The organism is Priestia megaterium (assembly GCF_041941685.1).
Lineage (GTDB): Bacteria > Bacillota > Bacilli > Bacillales > Bacillaceae_H > Priestia > Priestia megaterium_C.
The window spans coordinates 2,607,296-2,624,210 of sequence record NZ_CP130958.1; the positions used below are offsets into that span (position 1 = coordinate 2,607,296).

At 38.9% G+C, this 16,915-nt stretch carries 15 protein-coding genes, 1 pseudogene and 2 riboswitches; of the genes and pseudogenes, 3 read left to right on the forward strand and 13 right to left on the reverse strand.

Annotated elements, in window-relative coordinates; all coding sequences use genetic code 11:
• Window positions 1-2 precede the first annotated feature (2 nt).
• The 4 genes from eutC to thiT form a co-directional block, all read right to left on the reverse strand.
• Window positions 3-716 (reverse strand): ethanolamine ammonia-lyase subunit EutC, encoded by a 714-nt coding sequence (eutC, locus tag Q5794_RS13475; protein WP_374988034.1) that lies wholly within the window; start codon window positions 714-716, stop codon window positions 3-5.
• Window positions 717-730: 14 nt separating this feature from the next.
• A complete protein-coding gene (locus Q5794_RS13480; protein ID WP_192993465.1) occupies window positions 731-2,101 on the reverse strand; it encodes an ethanolamine ammonia-lyase subunit EutB in 1,371 nt (456 codons plus the stop codon).
• A gap of 26 nt (window positions 2,102-2,127) precedes the next feature.
• The gene (locus Q5794_RS13485) at window positions 2,128-3,546 is read right to left on the reverse strand and encodes an ethanolamine ammonia-lyase reactivating factor EutA (protein WP_374988035.1); all 1,419 of its coding nucleotides are present in this window, start codon (window positions 3,544-3,546) and stop codon (window positions 2,128-2,130) included.
• A 157-nt stretch (window positions 3,547-3,703) separates the two neighbouring features.
• Complete coding sequence (thiT, locus tag Q5794_RS13490) at window positions 3,704-4,312, reverse strand: energy-coupled thiamine transporter ThiT (RefSeq protein WP_057237424.1); 609 nt, start codon at window positions 4,310-4,312, stop codon at window positions 3,704-3,706.
• Window positions 4,313-4,344: 32 nt separating this feature from the next.
• A riboswitch (TPP riboswitch) is annotated at window positions 4,345-4,445 on the reverse strand.
• A 174-nt stretch (window positions 4,446-4,619) separates the two neighbouring features.
• A riboswitch (Lysine riboswitch) is annotated at window positions 4,620-4,804 on the forward strand.
• 102 nt (window positions 4,805-4,906) lie between these two features.
• On the opposite strand from thiT, the gene Q5794_RS13495 reads away from it, so the two are divergent.
• Window positions 4,907-6,346, forward strand: coding sequence for an amino acid permease (locus Q5794_RS13495; protein WP_192993471.1), 1,440 nt, complete (start codon window positions 4,907-4,909; stop codon window positions 6,344-6,346).
• A 36-nt stretch (window positions 6,347-6,382) separates the two neighbouring features.
• Here Q5794_RS13495 and Q5794_RS13500 read toward each other — a convergent pair whose 3' ends face one another.
• The 5 genes and pseudogenes from Q5794_RS13500 to Q5794_RS13520 form a co-directional block, all read right to left on the reverse strand.
• Window positions 6,383-6,751: a hypothetical protein gene (locus Q5794_RS13500; RefSeq protein ID WP_374988036.1), complete on the reverse strand. Its 369-nt coding sequence runs from the start codon at window positions 6,749-6,751 to the stop codon at window positions 6,383-6,385.
• A 103-nt stretch (window positions 6,752-6,854) separates the two neighbouring features.
• On the reverse strand, window positions 6,855-7,346 hold the full coding sequence (locus tag Q5794_RS13505; protein ID WP_075421645.1) for a GNAT family N-acetyltransferase: 492 nt from the start codon (window positions 7,344-7,346) through the stop codon (window positions 6,855-6,857).
• 90 nt (window positions 7,347-7,436) lie between these two features.
• Window positions 7,437-8,023, reverse strand: a pseudogene (locus tag Q5794_RS13510) (cysteine hydrolase family protein).
• A 21-nt stretch (window positions 8,024-8,044) separates the two neighbouring features.
• On the reverse strand, window positions 8,045-8,353 hold the full coding sequence (locus Q5794_RS13515) for a cupin domain-containing protein (protein ID WP_057236327.1): 309 nt from the start codon (window positions 8,351-8,353) through the stop codon (window positions 8,045-8,047).
• A complete protein-coding gene (locus Q5794_RS13520; protein WP_374988037.1) occupies window positions 8,328-9,098 on the reverse strand; it encodes a YqcI/YcgG family protein in 771 nt (256 codons plus the stop codon). The genes Q5794_RS13515 and Q5794_RS13520 overlap by 26 nt, the downstream gene beginning before the upstream one ends.
• 152 nt (window positions 9,099-9,250) lie before the next feature.
• Here Q5794_RS13520 and Q5794_RS13525 point away from each other — a divergent pair, with 152 nt between their 5' ends.
• Window positions 9,251-9,892, forward strand: a complete 642-nt coding sequence (locus Q5794_RS13525) for a LysE family transporter (RefSeq protein WP_192993479.1) — start codon at window positions 9,251-9,253, stop codon at window positions 9,890-9,892.
• Here Q5794_RS13525 and Q5794_RS13530 read toward each other — a convergent pair.
• The 4 genes from Q5794_RS13530 to Q5794_RS13545 all read right to left on the reverse strand — a co-directional run bounded on the left by Q5794_RS13530 (window position 9,878) and on the right by Q5794_RS13545 (window position 16,059).
• A complete protein-coding gene (locus Q5794_RS13530) occupies window positions 9,878-10,699 on the reverse strand; it encodes an alpha/beta fold hydrolase (protein ID WP_374988038.1) in 822 nt (273 codons plus the stop codon). The genes Q5794_RS13525 and Q5794_RS13530 overlap by 15 nt on opposite strands.
• 213 nt (window positions 10,700-10,912) lie before the next feature.
• Window positions 10,913-13,339, reverse strand: coding sequence for a DNA topoisomerase IV subunit A (gene parC / locus Q5794_RS13535; RefSeq protein WP_374988039.1), 2,427 nt, complete (start codon window positions 13,337-13,339; stop codon window positions 10,913-10,915).
• Entirely contained in the window at window positions 13,336-15,312 is a 1,977-nt protein-coding gene (gene parE, locus Q5794_RS13540) for a DNA topoisomerase IV subunit B (protein WP_013057241.1), read from the reverse strand. The genes parC and parE overlap by 4 nt, the downstream gene beginning before the upstream one ends.
• Before the next feature lie 333 nt (window positions 15,313-15,645).
• Window positions 15,646-16,059 (reverse strand): CoA-binding protein, encoded by a 414-nt coding sequence (locus tag Q5794_RS13545; RefSeq protein ID WP_048019240.1) that lies wholly within the window; start codon window positions 16,057-16,059, stop codon window positions 15,646-15,648.
• Window positions 16,060-16,264: 205 nt separating this feature from the next.
• Here Q5794_RS13545 and plsY point away from each other — a divergent pair, with 205 nt between their 5' ends.
• Window positions 16,265-16,858: a glycerol-3-phosphate 1-O-acyltransferase PlsY gene (gene plsY, locus Q5794_RS13550; protein ID WP_214988210.1), complete on the forward strand. Its 594-nt coding sequence runs from the start codon at window positions 16,265-16,267 to the stop codon at window positions 16,856-16,858.
• Window positions 16,859-16,915 lie beyond the last annotated feature (57 nt).

Consider the following 16,915-nt stretch of genomic DNA (forward strand, 5'->3'; position numbering starts at 1 on the left):
GTTTAGACAATAAGATGTACACCGCTTGTTTGCTGCTTGATCATTTTGTCAATCATGGTACCGATATGTGCGGCTGCCTCAATAGAAGGCGTCCCTCTTCTATGAATATTAGAAATAACCATACGATCAGACTCTTTTTTGCCTTTGTTAGGCTCATAGCACATGTAAGCACTCATTGATTCCGCACTGACCAGTCCAGGTCGCTCTCCAATCAATAGCACAAGTGCTTTTGGCTTTATGATCTCGCCTATTTCATCCATACACGCAACTCGTCCCCCTTTTACAAAAAATGAAGTCCCGATACGAAGCCCATATGACTGCAGGGAGTCAATTAAAGCTGGATACACGTCGCTTATGTTTTCTTCGATTGCCTTGGCGCTCAGTCCATCCGAGACTACTACTTGTACATCAGGCTGCTGCACGCAGTTTTTAAAAATTTCTTTCTTAGCGTTATCTGCTAATAATCTTCCTTGATCCGGCCGTTTTAAATAATGTTCTTTTGACTCAACGCGTGTATTCACAGAGAAAAGGTTAAACTCAGCTAAAATATGTTCTGAAACTGCTCCATATACAGAGTCTACGGCTGCAGCATGATCCGTGCGAAAAGATAAAACGTCTTTTGTTAACGGCCTTGTTCCTGTACGGCCGACACCTATGCGGGCAGGGGTAAATTGTTTAAGTGTTTCCAGCGGATCTCGATTTGACTTTGGTATCATAATAAGCACCTTCCTTAAATCAAATTCATAAAAATAGTTGGATCTCCAGCTCTTGATGTAAAGCGTCCGTTTTCCATAATACGCTGGTCTTCAAGCCACTTTTGAAATAACGGCGTTGGGGTAAGGCCTGACACATTGCGTACCGTTGCGATGTCATGATAACTAAGAGACTGGTAGTTTAGCATGCAGTCATCAGCCATGGGCACTCCTATGACAAAGTTCACTCCGGCTGTTCCCAGAAGCATACTTAAATTATCCATGTCATTTTGATCAGCATCCATGTGGTTGGTGTAACATACGTCTACTCCCATAGGCAGGCCGTGCATTTTGCCCATAAAATGATCTTCTAACCCAGCTCGTAGAACTTGTTTGCTGTTATATAAATATTCAGGTCCAATAAATCCAACAACTGTATTAACTAAGAAAGGCTTGTAGTGCCGAGCTAATCCGTAGCATCTAGCTTCGAGCGTTACTTGATCAATATTATAGTGAGCTTCTGCTGACAGTTCAGAACCTTGTCCTGTTTCAAAATACCAGCGGTTTGGACCTTTTGCCGTCCCTTTTTCATGAATTAGCGCTGTCGCTTCATCAAGCATAGACAGTGAAATGCCAAATGAATCATTACCGGCTTCTGTGCCCGCTAAACTTTGAAAAATCAAGTCAGCAGATGCTCCTTTTTCGATTGCTCTCATCTGACTCGTTACATGTGATAATACACAGTTTTGAGTAGGAATTGACCATTCGTTGATTATATTTTTTGTTTCATTTAAAAGCGCGTAGATATTATCTGTTGTATCAATAACAGGGTTAATTCCGATAACCGCATCTCCAATTCCATAGCTTAACGCTTCGTATAGAGATGCTCTCATTCCTTTTAAGTTATCTGAAGGATGGTTAGGCTGGGCTCTAGAAGCCAATACTCCTTTTTGGCCGATAGTCGTTTGGCAAGTAGTTTGCACTTCTATTTTGGCAGCTCCTTGAATTAAATCTAAATTGGACATAATTTTAGTAGCTGCCGCAATCATTTCGCTGCTTAATCCTTTGCTAAGTGCAAGAAGGTCTTCTCCGCTATGCTGATCGGATAAAATATATTCTCTTAAATCCCCTACTGTCCAATTTTTAATAATGTCGTAAACCGATGAATCAATCTGACTTTCGATTAATGCCGAGACGTTGTCTTCATCTGCGCTGAGCAGCGGGTAATTTCGAATATCAGCAAGTGTGATATCAGCTAGGACTTGCTTCGCTGCCATTCGTTCTTTCATTGACTCAGCGCTAACTCCTGCGAGCTGATCTCCAGAACGCTCTTCGTTTGCTTTGGCCATGATTTCTTTTAAGCTATAAAATGAAAATGTTTCTCCTAACAATCGTGTAGTTTTAAACATCGTTTCCTCCTTGTATATTTAGTAGATTATGATGAAAAAGCGAGCGTTTTAACGGAAACGGAGATCGCTTCTCCAGCTACTGGTAAACCTAGATCAATGTAATCTCCGTGTGTAAAATCAATTTGATCTAAACAAATAATTTCTAACTCTTTCCTCTGTTTAGCTAATGCTTGTCCTAAAGCTTTTGCAATATCTTGCTCGCATAGAACAACTAGGCACTTAGCTCCTTTAAAACAAGCAATAAATTCAGCGCTTATTATTTTTGCTAATTCTTGAAGCATCTTATAGCTGCAGTAAGGAAAATGAGATAAAGCAATAGCAGCGGGGGGATCTTCTGCACTGAAAATAGTTGAAGCCTGCATACATGAGGCTCGAGCTATTTCTTGAAACAGCTGCGGATTCCACGTCTCCTCTTGCTGAACGGGTATTTCTATAATCGGAATATTTTTTAGCGGCAGCCGCTTCGACCCAATGTATACGGTTGATCCGCTAACTTCTGTATTTTGCATACCAGCCCCAATTACAGTAGCGCGCGTTGTCTCAGCGGCTTGAGATACTTGGATGGATTGAAAATGACATGCTAGAAGCGGACCAACGTCTCCGTGTATGGCCACTTCCTTCACTGTTTTTGGCTTTTGCTTCTCCATCATTGCTCCTACTCCTCCTGAAACCATGATCGTTTCAGGATGTATAGAAGATCTTGTATGAGAAGAAACGAGCAGCGTGGAATTTTGATTCAGCGCTTTTATATAATTCACGGTTTCTTCAGCTAGTAATTGACAGATAGACGAGAGCTTTTCAAATGTTGCTTTTTCACCTTCTCGCAGTATTAAAGAATTATTTTTTAAAAATTCAGTCAAATAAGGTGAAATGTAGGTTACAAAACCGTCTGAATTCAGCCGAATTAATCTTCCGCCTACATGTAGTGTAAACGTTTCTATCACTTTTCCATTTTGACATAAAGCGATGTTAGCAGTGCCTCCTCCTACATCAATATTGGCAATTACTGCATTTGTTTCAGCAGAACGTTCGATTGCTCCTGATCCTTTTGCTGCTAATATTCCTTCCAAGTCAGCGCCGGCTGTTGCAACAACAAAATCCCCAGCACGTTCGGCTAGATAGTGAACGATACTTTCTGCATTTTGCTTTCTAGCCGTTTCTCCTGTAATGATCACAGCGCCCGCCTCCACTTGATCTAAAGAGATTCCTGCATTCTTATACTCTTGTTCTAGTAGTACAGTTAATCTTTGAACATCGATTTCAACATCGTTTAGCATAGGGGTGGTATAGATAGAACTTGCATACGTTACGCGACGATCAATAATTTGACAGCCTGGCAGCGTAAACTGATTTTGTTGATTTGCTATTAACAGCTTGCTTACAATCAGTTTTGTTGTGCTTGTTCCAATATCTAAACCTATGCTCGTTATCCATTTCTGTAGCATGCTATCAATCCCTTATCTCGTTTGAATATGGTGATTATCATAAAACAGTTTTTTGAATATTTCACTAACTATGTTATCAAACCTGACACAATTTTGTATAAACAAAGGTGACAAATGACAAAAAAAGACTAAATCTTGGTAGATTTAGTCTTTTTGCTTATGATGAGTGTGATTTAGTTACAATCATTCTTGATGCCGATGGAATTAACAATGAAAGAATGACTAAGCAGGCTATTAGTGATCCTACCATTGAAATCCCGTTCATTGAAAAAGAATACCATAGAGCGGACATGCCCTTTGGCGCGTATGATCCCCAGAAAATAATACCCGCAATAAAGTGCCAGAAATACCGTGCGAAGCTGCCGATAACAAGGGATAAAACAATCAAAACAAAAGCTTTTGATCTGTTATTGTTAGCTAAATTTGTTTTAATAGATTGCGAAAAAACACCTCCAAAACCTATAAAAGCAAAGGCCACAATATATTCAATAAACGTTTGTAGCGCTGTTAAAATATAAGCCGTTCCTGTTGCCAACTGCAACAGCCCCCATAATAGACCAGATAGAGCCCCGCCTTTTACTCCCCAGCGAAAGCACATAATAAAAATGGGCACCATGGAGAACGAAATACTCACAGCCGTTGCAATCTTAATGGAAGGCAAAAGATCAAGTAGAAGTGCCAATGCTGCAAAAATAGCTATTTCAATTTTAGCCTGTAAAGGTAATGCTTTATTCACGTTTCTCACTCCTGTTTTTGAATCATTCATATCAAACGGTTTACACAGGAGTAAGCAAATATATGCTACTATTCCCACATTCCTACGCTAGCGTTAACTAACAGGTTCAAAGGGTCTGAACAATTTGTTCACTCTCAGCACGGCGGCTCCCCCTGTGGTACGTTCGGATATTTATGTAGTATTATGACAACATTCATTATACCATATGTAACAAAATAGATTCGAGAGATTTCAAAGATGTTTCTATTTTCTGAATCTATTTTTTATAATGACAATCGTTTTAGTATTTGATATACTTCTTTTATGTCAAATGAATATAAAAAACCCTCATCCTAATCGATGAGGTAGAGGTCGCAGTTTTTAATAGTAAAGCAACGGAAATGCAGAGAACATTGAGGATGTTGCTTGAAAGGAAAAATTGCCGAAGTTTAGATCACTTCTCGGTTGATTTAAGCTGGGGCTGTCTCCGAACAGGAACAGAACTGTCACATCATGCAAGTGATGTGAAGAGCTATCTTCACGGAAGGTTGACGCGGTTTTCAGATTTAAAAGCGCGCACATATACTGCGGGCTTTTTTTATGTTATCCCGTCTCTTTCCGTACATTCGAAAGGAGTATTTATCTATGCAAGAGCAGCAAGAATTAAAACGTGGGTTGAAATCTCGCCACTTAACGATGATTTCATTAGGAGGAGCCATTGGAACCGGCTTATTCCTAGCAAGTGGTGGAGCAATTCACACAGCAGGACCTGGGGGAGCGCTTTTAGCTTACGCTATTATTGGTGTCATGGTTTACTTTTTGATGACCAGCCTGGCGGAGCTCGCAGCTTACATGCCTGAAGCTGGTTCGTTTAGTACGTATGCGTCTCGGTTTGTAGATCCATCCTTTGGTTTCGCTCTCGGCTGGAACTATTGGTACAATTGGGCTATTACGATTGCAGCTGAATTATCTGCTGGAGCCCTTATTATGAAATTTTGGTTCCCAAACTCTTCTTCTATTTTATGGAGTGCCCTGTTTTTATTAATTATGTTTGGGCTTAACTACCTTTCTGTAAAAGGATTTGGTGAATCTGAATTTTGGTTTTCGTTAATTAAAGTAGTAACGGTTATCATCTTTTTAGTTATTGGCATTATGATGATTTTTGGTATCTTTAACAATGAAGCACCAGGGTTTAAAAACTTCACGCTTGGTGATGGACCCATTCACGGTGGATTCTTTACTGTCTTAGGTATTTTTATGGCTGCTGGTTTTTCATTTCAAGGAACAGAGTTGCTTGGAGTCGCAGCTGGAGAAAGTGAAGATCCGGAAAAAACGGTTCCTCGCGCAGTTAAACAAGTCTTCTGGCGCATCTTGTTATTTTATATTTTAGCTATTTTTGTTATCGGAATGCTTATTCCATACACAGCGGATTCATTAGCAAGTGATGATGTGCGGGTAAGTCCGTTTACTCTAATATTCGAACGAGCAGGTCTGGCGTTTGCAGCATCAGCTATCAATGCCGTTATTTTAACAGCCGTTTTATCTGCTGGTAACTCAGGTATGTATGCTTCTACGCGTATGCTGTGGAACTTAGCGAAAGATGGAAAAGCACCGAGGTTCTTAGCGAAAGTGAATAAACGAGGCGTTCCGGTTAATGCTTTAATCGCAACGGCCCTTGTCGGTACACTTGCATTTGGTGCCTCATTTTTTGGAGACGGTGCGGTATACACGTGGTTACTTAACGCTTCTGGTATGTCTGGTTTTATTGCTTGGTTAGGAATTGCAATCAGCCACTATCGTTTTAGAAGAGCATTTGTTGCCCAAGGTCATGATTTGAGTGAACTTCCATATCATGCAAAACTTTTCCCGTTTGGTCCTATCTTTGCCTTTATTTTATGTGCTGTTGTCATTTTAGGTCAAAACTATTCGGCGTTTATGGGTGATTCGATTGACTGGTACGGTGTACTTGTTTCTTATATCGGACTTCCTTTATTCTTAATTATTTGGTTAGGATACAAATGGACGAAAAAGTCAAAACTTATTCCGTTAAAAGAATGCCAAGTAACAGTGAAAAAATACGAATAAAAAAAGCTCTCTATTCAAAAGAATAGAGAGCTTTTTTTATGTGATCTGATCAGCAAAATGAAGAGATATATAGGGGGGCTGATTTTTCATAACAAGCATATAACCTTTGAGGGGACGATTACAGTAATCAGCAGCTTCTATATAATAAATATGCTGAACTAACCTGCTTAAATGGGTTACAAAAGATGGAAGTTGATGAGTAGGAATGCTTTGAATGTAGTCTATGATTTCTTGTTTAGTTTGAAGGCCCGAATGGGTACATTCTAACAGATGAAAAAGCGGATCTGCTGCTATAGTAGATAGTTCAGAATTATGTTTGATTCTATTCAGCTGGATATGCAGTTCTTTTTTGGACCATCTTTTTGGAATAGCTCTTAGATGCTGATATTGAAAATGTGTATTCATGATAGCTAACACCTTTCGTATTAAAATAATAAAACGACTTATTATTTTAATAACCTTTACACATGAAACTAAAACGTTACAATGTGTAAAGGTGTCATACATCTTATAAAATAAGCTGATAAAAAAGCACATCTTGCCACTGATTAAATTTCCAGCCTACTTCTTTAAATTCTCCGCAAAATGTAAAATTAAATTGCTCATGCATTTTGACACTGATATCATTCCCTTTCGTAATCCCTGAAATGACAACGTGATGGTTGAGTTCTTTAGCTAATTCCAAAATACGCTTCATAAGCTGTTTTCCAATGCCATGCCCCTGCTGGTTTTTATCAATATAAATCGATAGCTCTACTGTTTGAATGTACGCTTCTTTATCTCGATAAGAAGAAAGCGAAGCATAGCCCGCTACTACCCCATCTTTTTCCGCAACAATAAGCGGAAAAAGTTCATTGCTAATGTGATTATCAAACCAGCTCCTTCTTTGCTCTACTGTTACAGGCGTTAAATCAAAAGTAGCAGCACTTGCTTGAACAGACTGGTTATAAATTTCAACAAGCATAGGCAAATCTTCTTCTTTAGCATAACGAATGATCATATGTACAAACTCCTTATAGTATAGAATTATCTTTATTTTACTTCTTTTAATAAACATAATCTACATAAAAAACCGATGTGCGCATGCACATCAGTTATGATTTTGAGCATATTGAAAGGTTTGAAGAACTTGAAGTGTCTCTTTTGTAGAAACGACCGTTGCAAACTCCTCATGCAAAGAGGACAGTGCGAATGTATGTACATCTTCTGCAGGAAGCCTTGTTTTTCCATCGTAGGACATACAATCAAAGCAAGCTGTTGCATCGTTTACAACGTACGTCCTGTACCCTAGGTTTCCAGCCATGCGGGCAGTCGTAGAGACGCAGTGATTAGTAGTTAATCCTATTAAGATAAGCGTATCATAGCCATTTGCTTTTAAATAACTGTCGAGCTCTGTTCCAATGAAGCAGCTGTTCACGTGTTTGCGAATTAAGTATTCGTCTTCTTGTGGACCAAATCCTTCTTTGAACTGAAACCCCTTCGAACTTGGGTGTAAAGGAGAATCTGGATTTTCTGATGCATGCTGTACGTGAATGACAGGATAATCTTGGCGCCTCCATGCTTGCAGTAGCGTCAGCATATGTTTTTCTGCATCTAAATTGTTTCTTCCCCCCACTCGGGTGAATAAAACCCTTCTTGTACATCGATAAGCAGCAGCACTGGCCGGGAACGTAGCATAAGCATCATCTTCTTTCGTCTTTATTTTAAAATGGAAATAACGTATGTGCACCCATCAGGACCGGCTTTTGAAGAATGAACCGTTTGTTTCGGTAAATGTATCCGATCTCCTGCCTGACATAGAACCGTATCACGTTCAACTGTAAAGTAAATAGATCCTTCAAGTATATGAAGAATTTCATCAGTTGGATGGGTATGAGATGGGTGCGTTTGAAAAGCAATATCGTGCTGTACTTCAACGTATCCAGTATACGCCGGAAGCAGTTCTTTAATTACTTCTTCAAACTCTCCGCCAACTCCTTTTTTAATAGAGGCTTTTTTTACGTCCATGCTGCTCACTCCTTTTTAATTTAAACGGACACTGTCCGGTGGTAGTATAGTTGTTATCATCGTGTAAAAAATATTGCTTCCACTCTCGGTTTTCCTGCTGTCCATACCATCCTAACTCAGGGTGAGCTGATACGTCATCATATGTTTTTAACCGATCGCGGACCACCTTTTGTACGTGCCGCCCTATTTTCGAATCTCCTGTCATACCTTCAAACACCCACCGAGGCTGAAATGTAATCATAAATCCTCTGCTCTTACGACTTTTGCGCAAAGAATGAGCAGGCGTATTACAGACGACAAAGATAGGTTCTCCGTGAAAGCAAAATTCCCATAATGGATCTTTTGGATCTTTTGGAATGTCTTGCGGCCATTTCTTTTGATCAATTTGATGAAGAAACGTCAGCGTATCCCAAAACATTGTTTCGTACTCTTCCATTGATCGTTCTTTATGTTCAGGTTTAAAGAATAACACAAAGGATGTATAGCGACCTATGGTCTTGAACGTATCTATGTATTCTCTAAGTGCCGACGCTGCATTCCTAATATCTTGGTAGTTATAAGGAGTAGTCACAAATGAAAAACGCAGTAAATCTTTTTTAAAGCCTTCTACCCCTAATATACAAGGAAAAGGATTTTCTTCTGATAATATATCGCTTTGGAAATATTGAAAAGTATCTTTCCCCCAAAATGGGACATGCGTTGACTCTAAAATCTCATTGGCTCGAAAAAGCATTTTTGATGCCATTAAAACCCTCCTTATGGAACTCAACGTTACATGTGTATTAAAGAAAAGAAAGTTTATGAGCATTTTTAACTAAATGCCGCTTCTAAATTATAAAACTCTAATCTATATATATATAAGCTACTATTGGACAAGTTAGAAAGGAGGCTGTGTTTGTGGAGTGGTTTTTGATTGCTATAAAACAAATAATTCTAGGTATTAGTCTCGCAGCACCGGTAGGTCCAATTAATATAGAGATGATTAAAAAAGGGCTGACAAAAGGATTTTGGGCTTCTTGGCTAGTTGGTTTAGGAGGCATGACGGCCGATATTTTATTTATGCTCCTCATTTTAATAGGGTTAACGCCTTTTGTTCAGATGCAGGCTGTTACTGTTTCCCTGTATGCAACTGGTTTTGTCATACTCACATTTGTTGGCTTTCAAAGTATGAAACAAGCTGTTTCTCGTTCCTTTTCAATAGATGTAAATAAACCCTCTATTAAAAGAGATAAGTCGTTTTTTACAGGTTTCTTCATTGCTCTTATGAACCCTTTAAATATTGTGTTTTGGTTTGGTGTATTTGGGTCAAGCTTAAGCGAAAGCCTCCAAAGTCAAACGTGGCTATCTGTCTTTTTTCACAGTTTCTTTATTATCTTTGGCATCCTTCTTTGGAATTTAAATATTGCCAGCAGCATTCATTTTACAAGAAAATTTATCACGCCTAAGCTTCTTCGCTTCATTACGTTAGGTGCAGGTTTTTTACTTTTTTTATTTGGCTGCCAATTCGGTTTTAAATGTATATCTTTACTTATAGGCTGAGCTTTTAGCGATGAGTTCAATAAGAGTGTCATTTACTTTCTCACGTTCATCATAAAAAAGACCGTGTCCACTATTTTCAAATGGAAGAAGTGTAGAAAATGAAATATGACGATTCATAACTTTTGCAAGATCAAATGGACAAATTTGATCTTTTTTTCCGTGTAATATATATGTTTCAGCGAAAATTTGACTCAAATCTTCCCGTAAGTCTTCGTCTCGTAAAGACACCGCAGTTTTAATCGTTCCATGACCGGATGCCTCTAAACCTAAATCTTGAAACCACCCTCTAAAAGCTGAGCTGGTAGGCTGATTAAAAAACTTTTTCCCAAACTCTTCAAGCATGTTAGGACGATCTCTATACGTATTTTGAATAATTGTATTTACTTCTTCAGAAGGAAGTCCATATGGAAAATCAGTTTTTTGAATAAAGCTTGGAGCCGCTGCTCCTAATAAAATTAACTTCTTCACGCCATATCCTAAATGTCTGCTCATATATCGTATGGCAATGGCTCCCCCCATAGAAAAGCCTACGAGCGTATAATTTTTCAGCTCCAGTCTTTCTACTAACATGCGAATATCATCTGCTAATTGATTATAAGAATAGCCGGTGAAAGGCGCATCTGATTTTCCGAATCCGCGAAGATCAGGAACGATACATCGAATACCGCGGGCCGGCAACGTTGTAAATTGGTATTCGTACATTTTAGCGTTAACAGGCCACCCGTGAAGGAACAGAACGGGTTCCCCTTTTCCAATATCCCGAACAAAAAGTTTAGTCTTAGGAGTTACGTGAATAAAATAGTTCATCTATAACACCTCCTAGATGTTCTTATATATATATGTTTAGGACAATTGGAACATTAAAAAGTTTCTTAGAAGCTTGTGTAGGAGGTGCATGGTGTTTATTTGGGATAATGGGTAGGGAAATTCTTCTATATTGTTTATTTAGAACATAGTTTAATTTAAAAATATTGAACAAAAAAAGTAGTAAAGCGTTAAAAACTTTACTACTTTTTTTTGTTATTTTTCTTCCAGCCACACATCAACTAAATTGCCAGCTTCGCTTTGATCCAATACGAATGAACCGTTGCTGTATCGGTCGCTAGCTCGCATTGTAGACGGATCAACCTGCTCGATTTGACCTTTAGATGATTCCACTATCATGTAATGTTCTTTAGAGATTGCTTTTACTTTTGCAATTTGATGCGGATTAGATTTTAGTTCTCGGACCATCACTAGCCCTCGTTTTGCTCGTGCTGATTCTTCAAACTCAGTAATTTTTGTCTTTTTCACAGCTCCTCGCTGCGTGGCGATAAATAATTCAGTTGATAGAGCTTCATCTTCATCGAAGATAACGCCGCTTACAACATAATCATCGTCTTTTAAGTTAATTCCTTTCACACCAGAAGCGCGAGTTCCTACAATATTGATTTCTTCTTCCCGGAAACGCAGCCCGTAGCCAGAGCGAGTGGCGATAAACACTTGTTTTTTACCATCCGTTTGATATACATCGACTACTTCATCATCGCCTTTTAAATTAACGGCGACAAGAGCTTTGGAGTAGCGCTGTGCTTTATATTGAAGTAATTCTGATTTTTTGACCATACCATTTTTTGTAAAGAAAAGCAGATACTGATTTTCTTTAAATTCTTTTACCGGTATCGCCCATACAATTTGCTCTTCTTTATCAATTGGAACAATGTTCATGATATGCTGCCCCATGTCTTTCCACCTGATATCAGGAAGTTCGTGCACCGGCATATATAAATAATTCCCTTTGTTTGTGAAGATGAGCAGCGTTTCGGTTGTATTAATTTCATACTTCGCTAAAATTCGGTCCGTATCTTTCATACCGAAGTCTTGCCCGTTAGACGCGGCGTAAGAACGAAGGCTTGTTCGTTTTACGTATCCGTCTTTTGTGACTGTCACCATCACTTCTTCAGATGGAACCATCACTTCTAGATTAATCTTAATTTCTTCGATTTCCGCTTCAATTTTTGAGCGGCGTTCTGTACTGTATTGCTTTTTTACACGGCGTAATTCTTTTTTGATTACATTAAAAAGTTTTTTCTCGCTATGTAAGATTTCTTCTAACTCGTTAATTTTAGCACCTAGCTCTTCAGCTTCCGCTTGTAGAGCTGTGATGTCCGTGTTTGTCAAACGGTATAATTGAAGCGACACAATCGCCTCTGCTTGAGGTTCTGTAAATTCATATTTGGCAATTAAATTATTTTTAGCGTCGCGCTTATCTTTAGAAGCTCTAATCGTCGCAATAACTTCATCTAAAATCGACAGTGCCTTAATCAATCCCGCTACAATATGTTCACGTTCACGTGCTTTTTGCAGCTCATATTTAGAACGATTTGTTACCACTTCTTTTTGATGATCAATATAAGCATCAAGAATGTTAGCCAAACTCATAAGCTTTGGTCGCTTTTTAGCAATAGCAACCATGTTAAAATTATAAGGTACTTGCAGATCCGTATTTTTATAAAGATAGTGAAGTACTCCTTGAGCATTTGCATCTTTTTTTAGTTCTACTACGATGCGCAAACCGGTACGATCCGTTTCATCGCGAACTTCAGCAATGCCTTCCACTTTTTTATCTAAACGAAGCTCATCCATTTTCTTAACAAGGTTGGCTTTGTTTACTTCAAACGGAATTTCCGTAATGACAATTTGCTGTTTTCCGCCGCGAATGGACTCCACTTCCGTTTTTCCGCGAATAATAATTTTCCCTTTACCTGTCTCGTAGGCTTTCTTGATCCCGTCTACCCCTTGAATGATTCCTCCCGTAGGAAAATCAGGACCTTGAATAGCCGTCATCAACTCTTCAATTGTACACGTTGGCTTATCAATTCGCATGATCGTTGCGTCAATTACTTCCCCTAAATGATGAGGAGGAAGTTCTGTAGCATAACCAGCTGAAATACCCGTGGATCCATTCACTAGCAAGTTAGGAAACATAGCCGGTAACACAGTAGGTTCGCTGCTTGTATCATCGAAGTTAGACACAAACTCAACCGTTTGTTTGTCAATATCTCGTAGAAGTTCTGCAGCAATCGATGAAAGGCGAGCTTCTGTATAACGCATTGCTGCTGGGGGATCTCCATCAATACTTCCGTTGTTTCCATGCATTTCGATTAATACATTTCTAACTTTCCATTCTTGACTCATTCGAACCATGGCCTCATATACAGATGAATCACCATGAGGGTGATAGTTACCAATTACGTTCCCTACAGTTTTGGCTGACTTGCGAAAGCCTTTTTCTGCTGTATTTCCATCTACGTGCATTGCATATAAAATACGGCGCTGAACGGGTTTTAACCCGTCTCTTACATCCGGCAGTGCACGCTCTTGAATAATATATTTACTGTATCGACCAAAACGGTCGCCTAGTACATCCTCAAGAGGTAAATCTAAAAAGCGTTCTGTTTGTGTCATTGTACGTCCTCCTCTGCGACCGTTAATACATTTTCATTATCTAAAATATTTGGATCTTCTTCTAATCCAAACGCTACGTTGCTTTCAATCCATTTTCTGCGAGGTTCTACTTTATCGCCCATCAAAGTGGTCACACGACGATCAGCGCGAGCAGCATCATCAATACGAACACGAATCAGCGTACGCGTCTCTGGGTTCATTGTTGTTTCCCAAAGCTGATCTGCGTTCATTTCACCGAGACCTTTATAGCGTTGAATCATATACCCTCTTCCTACCTTATCGATAGCACCTTGCAATTCTTCGTCACTCCATGAATATTCAACCACTTCTTTTTTACCTGACCCTTTACTTACTTTGTAGAGCGGTGGAAGAGCAATAAATACTTTTCCTGCTTCCACAAGCGGTTTCATATAGCGGTAGAAAAACGTTAGAAGAAGCACTTGAATATGAGCGCCATCCGTATCCGCATCGGTCATGATGACTATTTTATCGTAGTTAATATCATCAATTGTAAAATCTGCTCCTACTCCTCCGCCTATCGCGTGGATGATCGTACTAATTTCTTCGTTTTTAAAAATATCTTGAAGCTTGGCTTTTTCAGTATTGATAACCTTCCCTCGCAGTGGCAGCACAGCTTGAAAGCGGCGATCCCTTCCTTGTTTTGCTGAACCTCCAGCGGAATCCCCTTCGACTAAGTACAGTTCGTTTCGCTGAGGATTTCTTGATTGCGCAGGCGTTAACTTCCCGCTTAGAACGGTTTCTTGACGCTTTCGTTTCTTCCCGTTTCTTGCGTCTTCTCTCGCCTTTCGTGCCGCTTCACGCGCTTGAGCAGCTTTGATTGCTTTTTTTACAAGAAGAGAGCTTACGTCCGGATTTTCTTCTAGGAAATAGGCAAGCTTTTCAGAAATAACTGCATCTACGGACGAACGAGCTTCACTTGTACCTAACTTTCCTTTTGTTTGACCTTCAAACTGAAGCAACTCTTCAGGTATTCTAACGGAAACGATGGCTCCCAATCCTTCTCGTATATCCGTTCCTTCTAAGTTTTTATCTTTTTCTTTTAGCAGGCTTACTTTACGGGCGTATTCATTAAATGCACGCGTCATAGCACTTTTTGCACCGGACTCATGCGTTCCACCATCTTTGGTACGAACATTATTAACAAATGATAAAATGGTTTCAGAATAACCATCGTTAAATTGAAAGGCAAATTCAACTTCAATATTATGATGAATTCCTTCAAAAAAGACGACTGGATGAAGTGAATCTTTTTCTTCATTTAAATATGAAACGAAGGCTTGAATACCTGTTTCATAATGAAAGATATCGTGACGATCATGTCTTTTATCGATTAACTCTATTTTGAATCCTTTTAACAGAAAAGCCGATTCGCGGAGCCGTTCACAAAGCGTATCATAATTATACACAGTTGTTGAAAAAATCGTGGCATCCGGTTTAAAATGAATCGTTGTTCCCGTTTTTTTTGTTTTTCCTATTTTTTCTAGCGTCGTAACCGGCTTTCCTCCATTTTCAAAGCGCTGTTCATAAATAAATCCATCTCTATGAATGGTTACAGTCAACCATTCAGACAGCGCATTTACAACAGATGCACCCACTCCGTGTAAGCCTCCGCTTGTTTTATATCCACCCTGTCCGAATTTACCTCCTGCATGCAAGATGGTTAAAATAACTTCAGGCGTTGGTTTTCCTAGTTTATGCATGCCCGTTGGCATACCTCGACCTTTATCTTGTACAGAAATTGAATTATCTTTGTGAATGGTTACAATAATTTCTTCTCCGTAGCCTGCTAGAGCTTCATCGACAGAGTTGTCGACGATTTCATATACTAAATGATGCAGACCTCGTGTATCCGTACTTCCAATATACATACCAGGACGTTTACGAACGGCATCTAATCCTTCTAGTACTTGAATTGCATCTTCATTATAATTAAATTGTTGTTTCCGAGCCATTCATACTACCCCTTTCATCACAACGAACATTACTACATTATGTATGAAACACAAACGTTTGCGCTTCGTGTCTAAGAATAAATGATCATGTATCCTATCTTTTAATTTTATAGTGTTCGCATCAACAGAACGTATGTTTCTATTTTTGCGTACTTACAAGATTTTAGCACAAATTTCCGTATTATAAAAGCAATATCTTGTGTATTCATGGATTATAAGCATTATAAAGCTAGCTGTCTAACGTCTATTGTAGCGGAAACGCTCTTACTATTTCAACGCATGGTGAAACCCATGCAAGCAGTGTGCATGGGTTGGTTGTTCTGCTTATAGATCTTACTTTGTTAAAGCATGCTCAACTTTTATACAACGATCCATAACTACAGTATACCCTTTTTTAGCGAGCAGGTCATATGCTTCTTCATTAATTAAACCAGATTGTGCCCAAAATACGTCTGCGTCTACTTTTAAAAACTCTTCTGCAACTTCAAGCAAATGCTCAGAGCGACGAAATACATTAACGATATCAATATGCCCTTCAATTTCTTTTAATGAAGATACGGCTTTTACGCCGAGCGCTGAGTTGATTGTCGGGTTCACCGGAATAATCTCGTAACCTTGCTGCTGCATGGCTTCTGAAACCATATAAGACGTTCGATGAGGGTTATCTGATAAACCTACTACAGCAATGCGCTTGCTTTTTTTTAATATTTTACCAAGCTCTTGACGGGAAGGAATTTTAATGGACATGTCTATTACCTCTCTTAGCTATATAATATGTACTGAACAACATTCGTGATTTACAGTTGATTTCCTGCATATAGTACCCGTTTTCTCTATTTTTGTAAACGTCTTCTTTTTTTAAAATAATTGTCTCTCACCCAAAACTAGCTATGTTTTTTTAAGTATCTCATGGTAAAATAGAAACGATATAGAAATAAAGGAGCTTTCAAACATGAATTATTTATTACCTATTCTTGCCTATATCTTGGGCTCTATTCCTTTTGGACTAGTTGTTGGAAAACTAGGATACGGCATCGATATACGAGAGCATGGAAGCGGCAATTTAGGCGGCACCAACTCCTTTCGTACATTGGGTGTAAAAGCCGGAATTATCGTTACGCTTGGAGACATTCTAAAAGGAACCCTAGCAGCTTCTTTACCGCTTTTATTTGATACGAATCAAAACATTCTCTTCATTGGTTTATTTGCTGTCATTGGTCATATTTTTCCTGTTTTCGCGAAATTTAAAGGCGGGAAAGCTGTTGCCACATCCGCCGGAGTGATTTTATGTTATGAACCTCTTTTATTTGCTTTCGTACTATTATGTTTTTTTATCTGCTTATACATAACGAAATATGTATCACTGTCATCAATGATTACCGGGGTATTAACCTTTATCTACACGCTATTTAAGCAAGACTACATGCTTATTATGATTATTGGTTTAATTGTAGCCTTTGTCATTTACAGACACCGCGCAAACATTACGCGAATTCTTAACAAAACAGAACCGAAAGTCACATTTTTGTCAGGTAAAAAGAAATAAGAGGATCTTCCTCTTATTTCTTTTTTTACAACCGTTTTGTAAGCGAATACATTTCTT

Bases quoted from the DNA above. Each gene is read 5' to 3' on its own strand.
- eutC (WP_374988034.1), bottom strand. From the start codon at position 716: ATGATACCAAAGTCAAATCGAGATCCGCTGGAAACACTTAAACAATTT.
- Q5794_RS13480 (WP_192993465.1), bottom strand. From the start codon at position 2,101: ATGTTTAAAACTACACGATTGTTAGGAGAAACATTTTCATTTTATAGC.
- Q5794_RS13485 (WP_374988035.1), bottom strand. From the start codon at position 3,546: ATGCTACAGAAATGGATAACGAGCATAGGTTTAGATATTGGAACAAGC.
- thiT (WP_057237424.1), bottom strand. From the start codon at position 4,312: ATGAATGATTCAAAAACAGGAGTGAGAAACGTGAATAAAGCATTACCT.
- Q5794_RS13495 (WP_192993471.1), top strand. From the start codon at position 4,907: ATGCAAGAGCAGCAAGAATTAAAACGTGGGTTGAAATCTCGCCACTTA.
- Q5794_RS13500 (WP_374988036.1), bottom strand. From the start codon at position 6,751: ATGAATACACATTTTCAATATCAGCATCTAAGAGCTATTCCAAAAAGA.
- Q5794_RS13505 (WP_075421645.1), bottom strand. From the start codon at position 7,346: ATGATCATTCGTTATGCTAAAGAAGAAGATTTGCCTATGCTTGTTGAA.
- Q5794_RS13515 (WP_057236327.1), bottom strand. From the start codon at position 8,353: ATGGACGTAAAAAAAGCCTCTATTAAAAAAGGAGTTGGCGGAGAGTTT.
- Q5794_RS13520 (WP_374988037.1), bottom strand. From the start codon at position 9,098: ATGGCATCAAAAATGCTTTTTCGAGCCAATGAGATTTTAGAGTCAACG.
- Q5794_RS13530 (WP_374988038.1), bottom strand. From the start codon at position 10,699: ATGAACTATTTTATTCACGTAACTCCTAAGACTAAACTTTTTGTTCGG.
- parC (WP_374988039.1), bottom strand. From the start codon at position 13,339: ATGACACAAACAGAACGCTTTTTAGATTTACCTCTTGAGGATGTACTA.
- parE (WP_013057241.1), bottom strand. From the start codon at position 15,312: ATGGCTCGGAAACAACAATTTAATTATAATGAAGATGCAATTCAAGTA.
- Q5794_RS13545 (WP_048019240.1), bottom strand. From the start codon at position 16,059: ATGTCCATTAAAATTCCTTCCCGTCAAGAGCTTGGTAAAATATTAAAA.
- plsY (WP_214988210.1), top strand. From the start codon at position 16,265: ATGAATTATTTATTACCTATTCTTGCCTATATCTTGGGCTCTATTCCT.